Below are 1493 nucleotides of genomic sequence, written 5' to 3'. Positions count from 1 at the left end.
TCATCTTTTAGCTGTAGCTTTCGTCGTTTCATCTGCTCAATTTCATCATCACGACTAGCGTGCGTGACTCTGTCTTTTTCGAGCTGATTGATTTGCTGATCTAGCTGGGTGTGCTCATCAAAGATGACTGCGAAGTGGTCATCCTTTTTCTTAAGTTCAGCGATTATCTCTCTATTGTCTTGCCAAGTATCCGTCTTTCTCATGTGATCATCCTTTTTATAGAGCGCAAGCCTTCGCGCATTACAAGTTAAAGTGTCATGTAGAGTGCTTTGATAATATGGAATTCATATCTATTGTGTAGGCGATATGAAGACAAATAGATGTAGCTTTTCTATCGGTCTTACTCGATTGTATCGAATAAATTCTGTGGATACCATGACAATAAAACTTATGTGGTTTTGTTTTTAATAACGTATGATAATTAACGATTGGTTTTTTAAAACTTAAGATTTGAGTTTATCCGCTTGTCTGTACCCCTCAAACCTATGATAATAGGGACATCAAAAGGCAACAGCCTAATACTCATTAAGTATTTATCTTCTTATTCATACCAAATCATAAAAATTTAGACGAGTAACCTGATAGTTGCCGTTACCTAATTAATAATATTAAGGAACAAACATGATAGACCAAAGTTTATTAGACGCCGTAAAGAGCTATAGCGAAAACATGACTCGCCCGATTACTTTTGTATTAGGTAGCGGCGAGCATAGCAAACGCGCTGAGCTTATCGATTTTTTGACCAAGATCGCAGGCACTACGGATAAGATTAATTTTGACCCAGCCGCGACTGATGATAGTCTGCCAAGTCCGATTAGCTTTGCCGTTTATAGTCATATCGACGACACTTTGACCGATACGGGTATTGTGTTTAGTGGTATTCCAGGAGGGCATGAGTTTACTTCATTGATCCTAGCTATTTTGCAGGCGGGCGGTCATACGCTTAAATTAGATGAGGGTATTCAAAAGCTAGTCAAGCGCTTTAATCAGCCGTTAGAGTTTCAGACTTATGTATCATTGTCTTGCCACAGCTGCCCTGAGGTTGTGCAAGCACTCAATCAATTCTCACTGCTTAACGAAGGTATCAGCAATGAGATGATTGATGGCGCATTGTTCCAAGAGCAAGTAGAAGCAAACAAAATCCAAGGCGTGCCTGCGGTATTTTTAAACGGTAAGCCGTTTGCTAATGGTTTGATTGATACCGCTAAACTCATTACTAAGTTGCAAGAGCAATTTCCTGATCTTATGGGTGAGGGTAGCGATGACGATAGCGATCAACTAGAGCAGCAAGATGTCACTATCATTGGCGCAGGTCCCGCTGGCGTTGCCGCGGCGATTTATACCGCGCGTAAAGGTCTAAAGGTGACGATGGTCGCCGATCGCATCGGTGGTCAGGTTAAGGACACACAAGATATCGAGAACTTGATTTCTGTGCCTTTGACTAACGGTACGAACTTGTCAGCGGATTTTGTCAAGCATATCCAAGAGTACAA

2 protein-coding genes are annotated in these 1493 nt (G+C 41.3%); one reads left to right on the top strand and one right to left on the bottom strand.

All coding sequences use genetic code 11. The features are described 5' to 3' along the window. Positions 1-203, bottom strand: a 203-nt coding sequence (locus ACTXGO_RS13620; protein ID WP_443574901.1) for a YdcH family protein, incomplete at its 3' end; no start/stop codon positions are given. Between the two features lie 418 nt (positions 204-621). Between ACTXGO_RS13620 and ACTXGO_RS13615 the strand changes: the two genes are divergently transcribed. Beyond that, the coding region (locus ACTXGO_RS13615; protein ID WP_443574900.1) for a thioredoxin family protein at positions 622-1493 on the top strand (872 nt) is incomplete at its 3' end.

The organism is Psychrobacter sp. T6-1, assembly GCF_052258445.1.
Note: the sequence above shows the minus strand (reverse complement) of the source record. Positions and strands in the feature narration are given on the sequence as shown.